This is a genomic window from Paraburkholderia acidiphila (genome assembly GCF_009789655.1).
GTDB lineage: Bacteria > Pseudomonadota > Gammaproteobacteria > Burkholderiales > Burkholderiaceae > Paraburkholderia > Paraburkholderia acidiphila.
On the sequence record NZ_CP046909.1, the window covers coordinates 1,125,465 to 1,140,730 of the forward strand.

Annotated in this window: 12 protein-coding genes; 4 read left to right on the top strand and 8 right to left on the bottom strand. The window is 66.3% G+C overall.

Features of this window, described 5'->3' with window-relative positions:
* Window positions 1–237: 237 nt before the first annotated feature.
* Both FAZ97_RS05050 and FAZ97_RS05055 read left to right on the top strand, forming a co-directional pair.
* Entirely contained in the window at window positions 238–2,643 is a 2,406-nt protein-coding gene (locus FAZ97_RS05050; protein WP_158757469.1) for a UvrD-helicase domain-containing protein, read from the top strand.
* A gap of 45 nt (window positions 2,644–2,688) precedes the next feature.
* Window positions 2,689–3,507 (top strand): 5'-methylthioadenosine/adenosylhomocysteine nucleosidase, encoded by an 819-nt coding sequence (locus tag FAZ97_RS05055; RefSeq protein ID WP_158757470.1) that lies wholly within the window; start codon window positions 2,689–2,691, stop codon window positions 3,505–3,507.
* A 4-nt stretch (window positions 3,508–3,511) separates the two neighbouring features.
* Here FAZ97_RS05055 and FAZ97_RS05060 read toward each other — a convergent pair whose 3' ends face one another.
* The 6 genes from FAZ97_RS05060 to FAZ97_RS05085 form a co-directional block, all read right to left on the bottom strand.
* A complete protein-coding gene (locus FAZ97_RS05060; protein WP_158757471.1) occupies window positions 3,512–5,413 on the bottom strand; it encodes a propionate--CoA ligase in 1,902 nt (633 codons plus the stop codon).
* A gap of 161 nt (window positions 5,414–5,574) precedes the next feature.
* Complete coding sequence (locus FAZ97_RS05065; RefSeq protein WP_158757472.1) at window positions 5,575–6,198, bottom strand: hydrogenase maturation protease; 624 nt, start codon at window positions 6,196–6,198, stop codon at window positions 5,575–5,577.
* 293 nt (window positions 6,199–6,491) lie between these two features.
* Complete coding sequence (locus FAZ97_RS05070; RefSeq protein WP_158757473.1) at window positions 6,492–7,355, bottom strand: efflux RND transporter periplasmic adaptor subunit; 864 nt, start codon at window positions 7,353–7,355, stop codon at window positions 6,492–6,494.
* A 40-nt stretch (window positions 7,356–7,395) separates the two neighbouring features.
* On the bottom strand, window positions 7,396–7,599 hold the full coding sequence (locus tag FAZ97_RS05075; protein WP_199272088.1) for a DUF1656 domain-containing protein: 204 nt from the start codon (window positions 7,597–7,599) through the stop codon (window positions 7,396–7,398).
* Entirely contained in the window at window positions 7,586–9,844 is a 2,259-nt protein-coding gene (locus FAZ97_RS05080; protein ID WP_158757474.1) for an FUSC family protein, read from the bottom strand. Before FAZ97_RS05080 ends, FAZ97_RS05075 begins: the two co-directional genes overlap by 14 nt.
* A gap of 11 nt (window positions 9,845–9,855) precedes the next feature.
* On the bottom strand, window positions 9,856–11,466 hold the full coding sequence (locus FAZ97_RS05085) for an efflux transporter outer membrane subunit (RefSeq protein WP_158757475.1): 1,611 nt from the start codon (window positions 11,464–11,466) through the stop codon (window positions 9,856–9,858).
* Window positions 11,467–11,622: 156 nt separating this feature from the next.
* Between FAZ97_RS05085 and FAZ97_RS05090 the strand changes: the two genes are divergently transcribed.
* Window positions 11,623–12,561, top strand: a complete 939-nt coding sequence (locus tag FAZ97_RS05090) for a LysR family transcriptional regulator (RefSeq protein WP_158757476.1) — start codon at window positions 11,623–11,625, stop codon at window positions 12,559–12,561.
* Between the two features lie 161 nt (window positions 12,562–12,722).
* Window positions 12,723–12,866 (top strand): hypothetical protein, encoded by a 144-nt coding sequence (locus FAZ97_RS35170; protein WP_199272076.1) that lies wholly within the window; start codon window positions 12,723–12,725, stop codon window positions 12,864–12,866.
* 32 nt (window positions 12,867–12,898) lie between these two features.
* On the opposite strand, the gene FAZ97_RS05095 is transcribed toward FAZ97_RS35170, so the two are convergent.
* Together FAZ97_RS05095 and FAZ97_RS05100 are read right to left on the bottom strand one after the other, a co-directional pair.
* Window positions 12,899–13,705 (bottom strand): metallophosphoesterase, encoded by an 807-nt coding sequence (locus FAZ97_RS05095; RefSeq protein WP_158759056.1) that lies wholly within the window; start codon window positions 13,703–13,705, stop codon window positions 12,899–12,901.
* A 44-nt stretch (window positions 13,706–13,749) separates the two neighbouring features.
* The gene (locus FAZ97_RS05100; RefSeq protein ID WP_158757477.1) at window positions 13,750–15,186 is read right to left on the bottom strand and encodes an FAD-binding oxidoreductase; all 1,437 of its coding nucleotides are present in this window, start codon (window positions 15,184–15,186) and stop codon (window positions 13,750–13,752) included.
* Window positions 15,187–15,266: the final 80 nt, after the last annotated feature.

Below are 15,266 nucleotides of genomic sequence, written 5' to 3' on the forward strand. Positions count from 1 at the left end.
GGTGGAATCTGCCGAAAAAAGGATGCGGAAACGTTCGATTATAAGGGGAAGTCCTGTCGGAGCCGACGCGCCAGCCGAAGCTGGTCGATGCGCACGCCGATGCGCGAGGCTCCCGGGCCGCCCAAGCCGCTGCGCGTGCGCGCACTTATAATGACGGTCTGCCATTCAACGGCGCGCCTTTGCCGCGCGCCACGTCCCTGCGGTGATGTCCCCGGGGGCACGCTTCCTTTTCAGCCCATGCCCGAACTGCTCGCGAACCTGAACCCCGAACAACTCGCCGCCGTCACGTTGCCCAACGAACCGGCGCTCATTCTGGCCGGGGCCGGCAGCGGCAAGACGCGCGTGCTGATCACCCGCATTGCGTGGCTGATCCAGCAGGGCATGGCGTCGCCGTCCACCATCCTGGCCGTGACCTTCACGAACAAGGCCGCGCGCGAAATGACGGCCCGCCTGCAGGCGATGATGCCCATCGACACGCGCGGCATGTGGATCGGCACCTTCCACGGCCTGTGCAACCGCATGCTGCGCGCGCATTTCCGCGACGCCGGCCTGCCGCAGACCTTCCAGATTCTCGACACGGCCGACCAGCTCTCGGCCATCAAGCGTTTGATGAAGGGTCTGAACGTCGACGACGAGAAGTACCCGCCGAAGAACCTGCAGTACTTCATCAACAACGCGAAGGAGCAGGGCCTGCGTCCGAAAGACGTCGACGTGAGCGACGACTTCAACCGCAAGTTCGTCGAACTCTACGAGGCCTACGATCAGCAGTGCCAGCGCGAAGGCGTAGTGGACTTCGCCGAGCTGCTGCTGCGCTGCTACGAGCTGCTCGCGTACAACCCGCCGCTGCGCGCGCACTATCAGGGGCGCTTTCGCGACATTCTGGTGGACGAGTTCCAGGACACCAACAAGCTCCAGTACGCATGGCTCAAGCTGCTCGCGGGGCCGGGCAACGCGATCTTCGCGGTGGGCGACGACGACCAGTCGATCTACGCGTTCCGCGGCGCGAACGTCGGCAACATGCGCGACTTCGAGAACGAGTTCCGCGTGAAGCACATGATCAAGCTGGAGCAGAACTACCGTTCGCACGGCCATATTCTCGATGCGGCCAACTACCTGATCGCGCATAACTCGCGGCGTCTGGGCAAGAACCTGCGCACCGATGCGGGCCACGGCGAGCCGGTGCGCGTGTACGAGGCGGCGACCGATTCGCAGGAAGCGGGCTGGATCGTCGAGGAGATTCGCGCGCTCATCAACCAGGGGCTCGCGCGCCACGAGATCGCCATTCTTTACCGCAGCAACGCGCAGTCGCGCACGATCGAGCACACGCTCGTGAACGCGGGCGTGCCGTACAAGGTGTACGGCGGCCTGCGCTTCTTCGAGCGTCAGGAAGTCAAGCATGCGCTCGCGTATCTGCGCTTGATCGACAATCCGAACGACGACACGGCGTTTGCGCGTGTCGTGAACTTCCCCACGCGCGGAATTGGCGCGCGCTCGATCGAGCAGCTCGCGGATGCCGCGCGCCTCTACAACTGCTCGATGGCCGCGGCGATCCCTTACGTCACGGGCAAGGCGGGCACGAGCCTCGGTTCGTTCGCCAATCTGGTCGCGAAGATGCGCGCGGAGACGGCGCAGATGAGCCTGCCGGAAACCGTCGAATACACGGTGCGCATGAGCGGCCTCGCCGAGTTCTATCAGACCGAGCGCGAAGGCCAGGATCGCCTGGAGAACTTGCAGGAACTCGTGACTGCGGCCACGGCGTTCGTGAGCGAGGCGGGCTACGGTCTCGACACACCCGCGCGCTCGATTCCGCTGCGCCCGGGGGCGAGCGCGGTACCCGAGATCGTCTCGCAGGACGGCGAGATCGAAGTGCTCGACGCGCCCACGATCACGGACCCCGCGCAGAACCCCGACGTCATGACGCCGCTTGCGGGCTTCCTCTCGCATGCCTCGCTCGAAGCCGGCGACAACCAGGCGCAGGCGGGCCAGGACGCCGTGCAGCTGATGACGGTGCACGCCGCGAAGGGCCTCGAATTCACGGCGGTCTTCATCACCGGTCTCGAAGAGGGCTTGTTCCCGCACGAGAACAGCGCGATGGAAGCCGACGGCCTCGAAGAAGAGCGCCGCCTGATGTACGTGGCGATCACGCGCGCGAAGGAGCGGCTTTACATCTCGTTTGCGCAGAGCCGCTTGCTGCATGGCCAGACGCGCTACAACGTGCGCTCGCGCTTTTTCGACGAACTGCCGCAGGAGTCGCTCAAGTGGCTCACGCCCAAGGTCGAGGCGGGTTCACGTTGGGGCGGACGTTCCGACAACGCAGGCTGGGGCCGCGACTGGTTCGCACGGCCGGGCGGCGGCGAGGGCGGCAATGGCGGTGGTAACGGCGGTGGCAACTACGGCGGCGGCCGCCGCGAGCGCGACGCCTATATCGCGGACAAGAGCCCGGCGCCCGCGTTCGCCAACGCGCAGCGCGCAGCCGAAACGGGCTTCCGTGTGGGGCAGGGTGTGTTCCACACGAAGTTCGGCGAAGGCACGATTACGGCGCTCGAAGGCAGCGGCACAGACGCCAAGGCGCAGGTGCGCTTCAAGCGCCACGGCGAGAAATGGCTCGCGCTGGCGGTCGCCAAGCTGCAGCCGGTGGAGTGAGCGCGCACGCGAGCTTTTGACGAACCAGACGGACAACATTCAACGATGAACTCTTCGACCCAGGCGAGCGGCACGGCCGCCCGTCCGCTCGGCGTGCTCGCCGCGCTGCCCCAGGAACTCGGCGATCTGATCGCGGCGATGCAGGCCGAATCGGGTGTCGTCACGCGCACGTTTGGCCGGCGTGACTATCACCTCGGCACCGTGCATGGGGCGCCCTGCGTGGTGACGCTTGCGCGTGTCGGCAAGGTTGCGGCGGCGGCCACGGCGAGCGCGCTGATCCATGCATTCGATGTGGAAGCGATCGTCTTTACGGGCGTGGCGGGCGGCGTGGGCCCGGACGTCCACGTGGGCGACGTGGTGGTCGGCGAAACGCTGCTCCAGCACGACATGAACGCCGAGCCGCTCTTTGCGCGCCACGAGATTCCGCTGCTCTCGCGCTCGCGCTTCGACGCCGACCGTGCGCTCGCCGACGCGCTTGCTGCCGCGTGCGAGCGTTTCATTGCGGAGGAGGGCGCTTCGCTCGCCGCGCATTTCGGAGCAGCGTTGCCGCGTCTCGCGAGTGTGGCGCCGCAGGTACACCGCGGGCTCGTGATCAGCGGCGACCAGTTCGTGGCGAGCGCGGCGGCCGTGGGCGCGCTGCGCGCGCAACTGCCCGATGCGTTAGCCGTCGAGATGGAAGGCGCGGCGATCGCCCAGGTTTGTTACGAGTACGACGTGCCCTGCGCGGTCGTGCGCACGATCTCCGACACTGCCGACGAACACGCGAGCACCTCGTTCTCGAGCTTCCTCACCGACATCGCGGGCACGTATTCGACCGGCATCCTCAAGCGCTTTCTCGCCGCATACCGCCCGCTCGCGCGCTGAGCGATCAGCCGTTGTTGCCTGTGCTGACCGCCTCGCGAATCGACTGCAGCGCGGAGGCGTCCTCGATGGTCGGCAGCTCGCCCGGGTCGCGGCCTTCGGCGAGCGCCGCAATCGCGCGGCGCAGCAGCTTGCCGGAGCGCGTCTTGGGCAGCATCGGCACGAAGTGCACGCGCGCGGGTCTTCCGATTGCGCCCAACTGGCGATCCACCGTCACGGCTAGCGCGGTCGCGAGTTTTTCCGCATCGACGGGATTGGCCGCTGCGTTCGCGTCGCGCAGCACGACGAACGCCAGCGCGGCCTGACCCTTCACCGCATCGTTCACGCCCACCACGGCCACTTCCGCGACCGCCGCGTGCGAGGAGATCGCCTCTTCTATCTCGCGCGTGCCGAGACGATGCCCCGCCACGTTGATCACATCGTCGGTGCGGCCGAGGATCGTCACGTAACCGTCGCTGTCCTGCACACCCCAGTCGAAGGTCGAATACACCTGCTTACCAGGCACGCTTTCCCAGTACGTCTTCACGAAGCGCGCGTCGTCGCCCCAGACGGTCTGCATGCAGCCGGGCGGCAGCGGGTAGCCGAGCGTGATCACGCCCTTCTCGCCTGGCGCGCAGGGCTCGCCCGTATGCTCGTTGCGCAGCACGAGGTCGTAGCCGTAGCAGGGCACGCCCGGCGAGCCGAGCTTTTGCGGCATGGGATCGACGCCGCGCTGGATCGCAAGCATGGGCCAGCCGGTTTCCGTCTGCCAGTAGTTGTCGACGACGGGCTTGCCGAGCGCGTCCGAGATCCATGCGGCCGTGGGTTCGTCGAGCGGCTCGCCCGCGAGAAAGAGTGTGCGCAGGCTCGAAAGATCGGCGGAGTGCAGGAGCGCCGGGTCCTGCTTCTTGAGCACGCGAATGGCCGTGGGCGCGGTGAACATCAGGTTGATGCGGTGCTGCTCGACAAGCCGCCACCAGATGCCGCCGTCTGGGCGCACCGGCGTGCCTTCGTACATCACCGTGGTCATGCCCGCGAGCAGCGGCGCATAGATGATGTAGCTATGACCCACCACCCAGCCGATATCCGACGCCGTGAACATGGTGTCGCCGGCGCGCCCCTCGAAGATGTATTCCATCGAAGCCGCGAGCGCCACCGCGTAGCCGCCCACGTCGCGCTGCACGCCCTTCGGTTTGCCGGTCGTGCCCGAGGTGTAGAGGATGTACGAAGGTTCGTTCGACTCGAGCCATTCGCAGGGAATCTGCACGTCGTAGTGCTGTTCGCGCAGCGGCTTGTAATCGACGAGATACGGCGCGTTCAGCCGCTCGGGCGCGAGCTGGCGGTCGATCAGCAGGACCTTGGGCGGCGCGAATTCGGCGCGCGCCATCGCTTCGTCCACGAGCGGCGTGTAGTCGATTACCTTGCCGCCGCGCGCGCCGGCGTCGGCGCTCACGAGCAGCACGGGCTTCGCGTCGTCGATGCGCGCGGCGAGGCTTGGCGCGGCGAAGCCGCCGAATACCACCGAGTGGATCGCACCCAGGCGCGCGCAGGCGAGCACGGCGAACACGGCCTCGGGAATCATCGGCAGATAGATCAGCACGCGCTCGCCGCGCGCCACGCCGAGCGAGCGCATCACAGCGGCCATGCGGTTCACTTCGGCGTGCAGGTCGGCGTAGGTGTAATGGCGCTCGATGCCGGTCTCGGTCGAGACGTAGACGAGCGCGTTCTGGTGCGCGCGAGACGTGAGGTGGCGGTCTACGGCGTTGAAGCACAGGTTCGTGCGGCCGCCGCAGAACCAGCGGGCGAACGGCGGGTTCGAGCGGTCGAGCACCTGGTCGAACGGCGTCTCCCAATGGATACGCTCAGCCTCGCGGCGCCAGAAGTCGTCGGGGTTCGCGACCGACTCGCGGTGAAAATCGCGGTAACGCATGACTACCTTCCTCCCGTGCTGATGGTGCAGGCCGCCGTCGCTATGGGCCGCCGCAGTGGCCCGGCGCAGCGGTCCGGATCTGGCGCAGTTTTTCAGGATAGTGCAGTGCAACGCGTGCGGGCAACGCGGGTTCTCCCGCGGGTTCTCCCGCAGATTCGTATTTACGGCTGGGCGATGCGCGGCAGTGGGGCGGCGCGCCAGCGCTGCAGCCAGCTCCGTGCGGCTTCGACAGTGGCATCGAGTTGCGCGCACACCGTGCTCGACAAGCCCGCGCCATAACAGTCGCCGGCTTGCGGCTGCACGCCGATCAGCACGAACTCGCGCGGCGAGCGGCCGCTCAACTGTGCGCAGGCGAGCGCGTCGGCGAAACCCATGCCGGGGCGGCTCGGGCGACAGCTGTAGAGACGTTCCGCCGCCGCGTCTCCGGTGAGCACGCGCAGCGCGCCAGGCGCGAGGCCGAAGTCGATTGCCGTGAGCACGATCAAATGCTGCGTCGATTCGACGATGGGCAAGAGCGCACGGCCGCGTGTGCCCCCTTCCACGAGTTCGACCTGAGCGGGGCATTGCCAATTCGTCTTCAACTGCTCGAGCGCGAGAACGCCCACGCCAGCATCGCCCCACTGAACATTGCCGAGGCCAAGCACGACCACCCGTTGCGGCGCGAGGGCCTGGCGGTTCGAGAGCCCGGCGAGTGCGCGGCGCGCAAAGGCGCGCACCGCGCCGTCGTTGCGCGTTGCCTGCGGTACGTTGCCGAATTCGTGAAGTCGATGTAGGCGAGAGATCACGTTGATGGTGGGTAGGGGGTGTGAGCGAATAGGAATAATCCGAGTAATTCGAGAAACCTCTGTTGATGTGTATCAATCGAGATAGGTTTTATCGTGTTAAAGGCAATGTTTTGCAATACTCATCGATTTTCCGTCAGATCAATGTGCGGTAGTCGCTAACACTCCGTCTGCGCGCAGCAACAACGCGCAACAACAAAAAAGGGAACGCCAAACTGGCGTTCCCTTTTTGTTGCTGCGCTTCTGCGTGGTCCGGTTGGAGGCGCGCGCGGCCAGCCGCCGCCGTCACCGCGCCATCACGTCCCCGGCTTCACCACTACCGTGCAGGTCGTGCCGGCCGCGAGCACCATGTCGTCCGGCACCTTGTCGATGTGGATGCGCACCGGCACGCGCTGCGCGAGCCGCACCCAGTTGAAGGTCGGGTTCACGTCGGCGAGCAGTTCGCGGCTTTGCGGATTATCGCGGTCGTAAATGCCGCGCGAGATGCTTTCCACGTGGCCTTGGAGCGTGCCGCCGCTCATCAGCTTGATGTCGGCCTTGTTGCCCACCTTCACGTGCGGCAGCTTGGTTTCCTCGAAGTAGCCGTAGACCCAGAACGAATGGCTGTCCACCACGGCGAGCTTGGCCTGGCCCGAGATCGCGTAGTCGCCCTGGAACACCTGCAGGTTCGTGATGTAGCCGTCCACCGGCGAGACCACGCGCGTGCGTTCGAGGTTCAGCTTGGCGGCGTCGAGCGCGGCGATGGCCTGCTGGTACTGCGCCTGTGCCGAGTTTGCCGTGTGCGAAGCGTTTTCGCGGTTTTCCGCCGAGACGACTTCGCTGTCCATGTCGGCGCGTCGGCGCGCATCGTCCTGGCGCATCGTCAGTTCGGCTTTACGCGCGGCCACGGCGGCCTCGGCCTGCTCGACGGCAATCTGATAGTGCGACGGGTCGATCTGCATGAGCAGGTCGCCCTTGTGCACGAACTGATTGTCCTTCACGGGTAGCTCGACCACGGCGCCCGAGACGTCTGGGGCGATGTTCACCACTTCGGCGCGCACGCGGCCGTCGCGGGTCCACGGCTCGTCCATGTAGTGAACCCACAGGACGCGCCCGACCAGAATGGCGACGACGAAGATGATGGTCGTCGCGATAAAGCCAATGAGGTTGCGGATTGTCATGATTCGGTTGATTCGTTCAGCGATGCATTCAGCGGCGCATTTAGTGATAAACCGCGAGACCGAGCACGCAGCACACGACCACGAGCAGGCTCACGCGAAAGAGAGATGGGTGCCACACGACCCGATAGAGGCCGGTTCTGGCCAGCACGGAATCGAGCACCCAGGTGATCGCCGCGCCCAGAATGAAGAGCAGCACGATCGCCGGGATATAGGCGTCGAGAAACGCGACATCACGAGGCATGATTGGCTCCCCGATTGTCTTCATGAGGTTGACGGGCATTCGCGCCCTCGCTGTCCGCATAGGCCGCGAGCGGCGATTGCGGGTCGATGAGCGCGGTGCGGATGAAATGCAGATGACTCTGGATGCGCTGCAACAGGTGGCGCTCCTCGCGCGGCGGCGTGTCGCTACGTTCGGCCGCGCTCGTTGCATCGGGCTTCCACATGCCCTGCAGCACGGTCTGGCTTGCGTCGATGGCGCGTACGGTTGCTGCGAGCGCGTCACGGTAGCGCGCTTCGCCGGGGCGCTCGAAGAGCGCGCTTACGGCCTTGAGCGTTGCGTCGATCGCTACGCGCCATGCCGTGCCCCGCGCGTACTGCGGATGCGCGGGCAGCGCAGCCAGTTCGTGACGCAGATCGAGCGCGGCGTTGCCTACTTCGAGCGTCGAGAAGAGCCAGCGCATCGTGTCCCGGCGTTGCGCATCGTCGCTGCCGGCGATCGCCGCGAGCTGGAACATCAGGTCGCGCGCGCCGCTCTCGAAGCGGTTGCGCAGTCCCTTCAGGCGCGCGCGACAAGCCTGCACAGCCCCGCCGCGCAGATCGGCAAGCAGTCGGCGGCGCAGCCACGGCGTGGAGGGCGGCAAGAGCACGGCGAACGCCAGCGCCGAAACGGCCATCGACGCGATGAGCGCGAGCGCATCGTTCATATAGCTGCTCGGGTTGTACTGCACGACGTTGTCCGGGCCCGCGAGAAAGCACAGGAAGATGCAGTAGCCCACGCCGTAGCCCGCGTACTTCGGGCGTGTCGTGAGGAACACGCCGAACGCGAGCGCGGGCGCGAGCGCGACGCACAGCATCGCGAAGCCGTCGATATGCGGAAACACGCCGAACGTGAGCACCATGCCGACGAGCGATGCGAGCACGGTGCCGAGCGCCATCTGCGTCGCCATGCGCGAGGGCTGCGGCGCGGAGGAGGCGAGCGCGCAGGTCGCGGCGGCATTGAGCACGAGGGTCGAGCCGCTCGGCCATGCGGTGGCGATCCAGAACGCGCCGAGCAGCGACATCACGATCGCGGCGCGCACGCCCGACACGCCTGCTGCGATCAGATTCGTCTTCGGCACGTAGCGCGCAATCCATTTTTCGCGCGAGTGCGTGTCGACGGCGAGCGAGGCGTAGGTGGCCGTGTACTCGGTCATCTCGTGCACGAAGCGATAAAACAGTTCCGTGGCGGTGTCGAAGTCGAGCAGGCGCGCATTGCCTTGCGCTTCGAGTTCGGCGCGCGTGGCGCGCACGCGCTTGGGCAGCGCCGCGCGGTAGTCTTCGAGTTGCTTCGAGACGTGCGTCGCATCCGCGGCCGTGAGCACCGGCTCGCCCGCTTTTGCGAACAGCGGCGCGATCTCGCGGAAGTACGGTTCGAGCGCATCGACGGTGACCGAGGAGCCATCCGCGCGCAGACGGTTCATCAACTGATGCAACGCGTGAAAGCGCGTGGAAACCGTCATGAACTCGGTGTTCAGGCGCGCGAGGCGCCCTGAGCGCATGCGCGCGTCGGGCGACTCGAACACGGCCATGCTGCGGTTCGCCTCCAGGCCCACGACGTCGGCGACGAAGCGCGCATTGCTCGCTTCGATGTGCGAACGATCGATACGGCCGGCAAGCGCTGCCGACACGTAATCGACGAACGACGAGAAACGGCGCCGCACGTTCGAGCGCAGCAGCTCGCCCGTGAACTGCGGAAACACCACGGCGCTGACGAAGCCCGAGCAAAGAATGCCGATCGAGATTTCGCCCACGCGCGTCATGGCCGACATGAACGCGCCGTCGGGATGCTGCGAGGCCGGAATGCCGATGAGCGCCGCGGTATAGCCGGCGAGCACGAAGCCGTACGAGCGGAAGTTGCGGTTGCGCGCAGCGCCCGCGGTGCACAGACCGACCCACAGCGCCGTCGAGACGATGAAGAGTTCCGGCTGCTGCGCGAACAGGCCGATCAGCGCGAGCATCACGACGAGGCCCACGAGCGTGCCGCAGATCCGGTAGAAGCTCTTCGCGAACACCGGGCCGCTTTGCGGCTGCATCACGATGAACACGGTCGTCATGGCCGTGCGCGGCTGCGGCAGATCGAGCTTCATCGCGATGCCGAGCGCGAGCAGGGCGGCGGCGATCGCCTTGAAGAGATAGATCCAGACTAGGCCGTCGGTGCGCGCCCAGTCGGCGAGCGCGGCATACAGGCTTTGGCCGCCCGGCTGCGAAGGTGAGGAGGTGGACGCCTGCATCGTCGGCTACCTTAGTGCGCAGCGCCCGATGCGCTCGCATCGGCGGCGTCGGGCCCGGACGAGGCATGCGAGCCGTGCGGCGCGAGCAGTGCTGCGGGCATCAACGGCACGTCACGCGTCTTCTTGCCGTGCGCGGGCAGTTGCTCGGCGTCGGACGGGCCTTTCGCCGCGGCATCGCTCGACGCGTCGATCATGCCGCCGCCCAGCGCCGCGACGAGCGTGGCGTGCGCGGCCAGACGCTCGGCCTGGATGTGCGCGACGCCTTCCTGCGCGCGCAGCAACTGCGTTTGCGCGATCAGCACGTTCACGTAGTCGGTCAGGCCACGCCGGAAGCCTTCCTGCGCGAGATCGTAGTTGCGCTGCGCGGCTGTGACCGAGCGGTGCGCGTCGTCTTCCTGCGTCGCGAGCGAGCGCATGCGCACGACCTGATCGGCGATTTCCTTGAGCGCGGTGACGATCGTCTGGTTGTACTGATCGATGGCGATGTCGTACGCGGCGGACTGCGCGCCGAGCTGCGCGCGCAGGCGTCCGCCGTCGAAGATCGGCAGCGAGAACGCGGGGCCGGCCGCGTAGCTGCCGCTCATCGACTTGAGGAACTGGAACAGCGGGCCGGCCGCCGCGTAGCCGCCCATCGAAACGAGCAGGTTCACGTTCGGATAGAAGTCGGCACGGGCGACGTCGATGCCGCGCGCCTGCGCGGCGACGAGCCAGCGCGCCGCGACCACGTCGGGGCGATAGCCGATCAGCTCGGCAGGCAGCGCCGAAGGCAGGCCCGCGGGCGCGGCGAGCGAGAGCGCCGGGCGCTCGATCGATTCGCCGGCGCCCGGGCCCTTGCCCGCGAGCGCCGCGAGCTGGTTCTTGCCGAGCGCGATGGACTCGTCGAGCGCGTCGATCTGGCGTTCGTATTCGGGGAGCGGCGTTTGCGCCTGGCTCACTTCGAGCTGGGTGCCGATGCCGCCCGCGAGGCGCTTCTGCGCGAGGGTCAAAATGCGCTGCTGCTGGGCGAGCGTTTGTTTCGCAATGTCGAGCAGCGCGTAGTTCATCGACATCTCGATGTAGGTGCGCGTGACGTTGACTTCGAGTTCGATCTGCGCCGCGCGCGCGTCCGCAGCCGTGGCGTGCGCCACGTCGAGCGCGCGCTCGGCGTTGTTCTTGTCCTGGCCCCAGAGGTCGAGGTGATACGAGAGGCCGAGCGTGGCCGTGTTGTTCCACGTATTCGCGCCCGCGAGCGGTCCCGGTCCGTAATAGACGTTGTCGGACCACTGCTGACGCTGGATGGACATGCTGCCGTTGATTTGCGGCAGGAGCCCGGCCTGGGCCACGCCCACCATCGAGCGCGCTTCGCGCACACGCGCCTGGGCGGCGGCAAGCGAAGGGTTGCCGGCCACGGAGGCTTCGATCCAGGCGTTCAGTTGAGGGTCGTTGTAGCCGTGCCACCAGTCGCTGGCGGGCCAGCTCGCGTCGGTGTTGGCCGCGCGGATCGCCGAGCCGGCGTCGAGTTGCGCGGCTTCAGCCTGTTTCGCTTGCGGTGCGATGCCCCCGGTACTGGCGCAGCCCGCGATTATCAACGAGAACGTAAGAACCGTGAGTGCGGCTAGTCCTTTCGGTACCGGAGACTGCACGATTTACTCCTTATCTTGACTATGAATCACTGTGCGTCATTATATTTTTTGCTTGATTGGTGAATAACCGGTAAGGATGCAAGGCATTTTTACGAATCATGAGACAATCGATCTTACGAAATATGAAACAATTCGTATGTTCGATAGAGGATTGGTATGGATACGCTTCAAAACATGCGTGTATTCGTGCGGGTGGTGGAGGCGGGCAGCTTCACGGGCGCGGCGCAATACCTGAACACGACCACGGCATACGCCTCGCGCGCGGTGTCCGATCTGGAGGCGCATCTGCGCACGCGCCTGCTGAACCGCACGACGCGCCGCATCGCGCTCACCGAGGCGGGCGAGCGCTACCTGCAGCGCTGCGAGCAGATCCTCGCTTACGTCGATCAGGCCGAAGCGGAAGCCGGCGACGCGCATGCGCGCCCCTCGGGCAAGCTCAAGGTCCATGCCATGACGAGCTTCGGCCAGCACTATGTGGTGCCGGCGGTGGGGCAGTATCAGCAGCGCTATCCGGACGTGCACGTGGAGCTCACGCTCGCGCAGCGCATGCCGGACCTGCTCGACGAGGGCTACGACGTGGCCCTCGTGGTCGCGACCGATCTGCCGGATTCGGGTTTCGTGTCGCAGCGGCTCGCGAGCGCGTTCAGCATCGCGGTGGCGTCGCCGGCATATCTGGAAAAGCGCGGCGTGCCGCAAAAGCCCGCCGATCTCGCGCACCACACCTGCCTGCAGATGGTGACGCCCGTATTCCCGACTGCGCAGTGGAATTTCACGGGCCCTGACGGCGAGAGCACGGTCGATCTCGGCGCGGCGACCTTCCAGGTGAATGTGGCGGAGGCGATGGCGGTGGCCGTGCGCGAGGGCATGGGCGTGGGCCTGCTGCCGATTTATTCGGCAATCAGCGGTCTGCGCAGCGGCGAGCTGCAGTGGATCCTGCCGGAGTACAAGTCGCAGGAGATGAACGTCTTCGCGGTGTACCCGTCGCGCCAGTATCTCGACGCGAAGATCCGCACATGGGTCGAGTTGCTGCGCGAGAGCATGCCTTCGACGCTCGCTCGGGATCAGAACGAACTGCGCCAGTTCGCACGCACCTGAGGCGGCTGTGCTTGCGCCTGATCAAAAGGCGCGCGCGGGCTGTGACAGCCTGTTACAGCTTGCGCAGATGGCAACACTTGCTTACGCCCGGCGGCGCGGCGGCTTGGTAAGGTAGCGGGACTGTTTACGCAACCCTCTTTCTGCCAACACCGGGAATTGACATGGATACGCATCTGATGATCGGCATCGCCGTGATGATGGGCCTGATCGGCATCGCGGCATCGCGCGATCTGCTGCGCATGCGCCGCGCGCAACTGCAGCCGGTCACGCTGCGCGTGCGCCGCGACGACGCACGCATGCACTAAAACAGCGGGCGTATTCGTCTCGCCAGGCCTCGCTAGACTTCCACCACTTTGTCCCATGCAAAGGCCGGATTCTCCGGCTGCCCCGTGCGGCGGTCCCGATAGCCACGCGGATTGCACACCACGCGCGTGCCGTTGACCGTGTAGTCGAAGCACGTATGCGTGTGGCCATGTATCCATAGCGCGACAGGCGCGCGCACCAGCGCGTCGAGATCGCTCACGAATCCCGCCGACACCCGATCTTCCGCATAGCGCGGCGCAAGACTTTGTCTGTGCGGCGCGTGGTGCGTGACGACGATCGTCTCGCCCGCGAAGGGCTTCGCCAGTTCAGCTTCGAGCCACGCGCGCGAACGCGCATGGAGCGCCAGCGAATCGGCTGGCGTGAAGTCGCGCGCCAGCGCTTGCGGGCTGTCCGGCCAGGACACCTGGATCAATCCGCGAAAGTCGAGCATTACGCGCATCGCGGCCGCAATGGCGATTTCACGCGCGTCGTCGTCGACGCCAAAGAGCGCGAAATCCGCCCACAGCGTGGTGCCGAGCACGCGAAAGCGGCCCGCCGGATCGACATACACGCCGTCGTTGAGGAAATGCACGTTGTCGAGCGTGGCGGCGGCGTCGCGCATCGCCGTTTCCAGCGCGCCGAGATCGCCATCGTAGTACTCGTGATTGCCGGGCACGTACACCACCGGCACCTGCGGATCGAACGTTTCCGCGGCCCAACGCAAACCGAGCCCGTGATTGTGGATGTCGCCCGCGAGCACGACGAGATCGGCCTGCGCATGCGGGATCGTGTCGGGCTCGTCCTGCTCCAGATGCAGGTCGGACAGCACGCGGATCTTCAGCGGCGTTTTCACGGGGGTTTTCACGATTCTGGCTCCTTGCGGCCTTAGTGCAGCACCTTCCCCGGATTCATCAGGTCCAGCGGATCGAGCGCGCGCTTGATCGCACGCATGAGCGCCAGTTCGACCTCGCTCTTGTAGTGCATGTTCTCGTCGATTTTCAACTGCCCGAGGCCGTGTTCCGCGCTGATCGTGCCGCGATGGCGATCCACGCTGTCGTAGACGATACGGTTGAGCGTTTTCTCGTTTTCGGCCAGGAAGCGTTTCGGGTCGCCGCCTTCGGGCGCCTGCACGTTGTAGTGCAGATTGCCGTCGCCGAGATGGCCGAAGGTGACCATGCGCGCGCCGGGCACCGTGCGGGCGATCTCGGCATCGGTTTCCTCGATGAAATGGCCGATACGCGAGATCGGCACGCCGATATCGTGCTTGATGTTCAACCCTTCCTGCGCCTGCGCGAGCGGAATGTGCTCGCGGATATTCCAGAACGCCTGCGATTGCGCGAGGCTTTCGGCAACCACGGCGTCTTCCACGAGACCTTGTTCGAGCGCGTCTTCCATGAGCCGCTCGAAGAGTGCGCGGGCGTGTGCTTCGCTTTCGTTATCCGAGAGTTCGAGCAGCACGACCTGCGCGTGATGCTCAGCGAACGGATAGCGCAGTTGCGGGAAATGGCGGCCGACGAGCTGCATGCAGAAGTCCGACATCAGCTCGAAGCCCGTGAGCAGCGGCCCGGCGTAGCGCTGCGCGAGCGCGAGGAAGTCGAGCGCGGCATGCGCCGAGCCGAGCGCGGCGAGCGCGGTGACGCGCGCGGCCGGCAGCGGATGCAGCTTCATCACGGCGGCGGTGATGATGCCGAGCGTGCCCTCCGCGCCGATGAAGAGGTCGCGCAGATCGTAACCGGTGTTGTCCTTGCGCAGCCCGCGCAGGCCGTCCCAGATCTCGCCTTGCGGCGTGACGACTTCGAGGCCGAGGCACAGCTCGCGCGTGTTGCCATAGCGCAGCACGCCGGTGCCGCCCGCGTTGGTCGACAGATTGCCGCCGATCGTGCAGCTGCCTTCGGCCGCAAGCGATAGCGGGAAGAGGCGGCCCGCTTCTTTTGCGCGCGCCTGGACTTCGGCGAGGATCACACCGGCTTCGACGGTGATCGTGTTGTTGTGCGCGTCGATTTCGCGCACGCGGTTCAGGCGGCGCAGGCTCAGCACGGCCTGGCTGCCGCTCGCGTCCGGCGTCGCGCCTCCCGCGAGGCCCGTGTTGCCGCCTTGCGGCACGAGCGCGACGCGATGCTCATGCGCGAGCTTCACGACAGCGGCCACTTCGTTTGTATTGGCCGGGCACAGCACGGCGAGGGCCGCGCCCTGGTAGCGGCGGCGCCAGTCGGCGAGGTAGGGCGCGGTGTCGTGCGCGTCGGTCAGCACGTTTTGCGCGCCGATGGCGGCGGCGCAGGCGTCGAGAAAGGCTTGGCTGGCGGTCGGGGTGGAGTCGGTCATGGTGTCTCGGAGTGTCGTGCCTGCGCTGGGCTGGCGCGCGGCGCGATTGTCGTGAAATCGCGAAGCTCAAACGTCTAGTT

Bases quoted from the DNA above. Each gene is read 5' to 3' on its own strand.
- FAZ97_RS05050 (WP_158757469.1), top strand. From the start codon at position 238: ATGCCCGAACTGCTCGCGAACCTGAACCCCGAACAACTCGCCGCCGTC.
- FAZ97_RS05060 (WP_158757471.1), bottom strand. From the start codon at position 5,413: ATGCGTTACCGCGATTTTCACCGCGAGTCGGTCGCGAACCCCGACGAC.
- FAZ97_RS05090 (WP_158757476.1), top strand. From the start codon at position 11,623: ATGGATACGCTTCAAAACATGCGTGTATTCGTGCGGGTGGTGGAGGCG.
- FAZ97_RS35170 (WP_199272076.1), top strand. From the start codon at position 12,723: ATGGATACGCATCTGATGATCGGCATCGCCGTGATGATGGGCCTGATC.
- FAZ97_RS05080 (WP_158757474.1), bottom strand. From the start codon at position 9,844: ATGCAGGCGTCCACCTCCTCACCTTCGCAGCCGGGCGGCCAAAGCCTG.
- FAZ97_RS05100 (WP_158757477.1), bottom strand. From the start codon at position 15,186: ATGACCGACTCCACCCCGACCGCCAGCCAAGCCTTTCTCGACGCCTGC.
- FAZ97_RS05070 (WP_158757473.1), bottom strand. From the start codon at position 7,355: ATGACAATCCGCAACCTCATTGGCTTTATCGCGACGACCATCATCTTC.
- FAZ97_RS05055 (WP_158757470.1), top strand. From the start codon at position 2,689: ATGAACTCTTCGACCCAGGCGAGCGGCACGGCCGCCCGTCCGCTCGGC.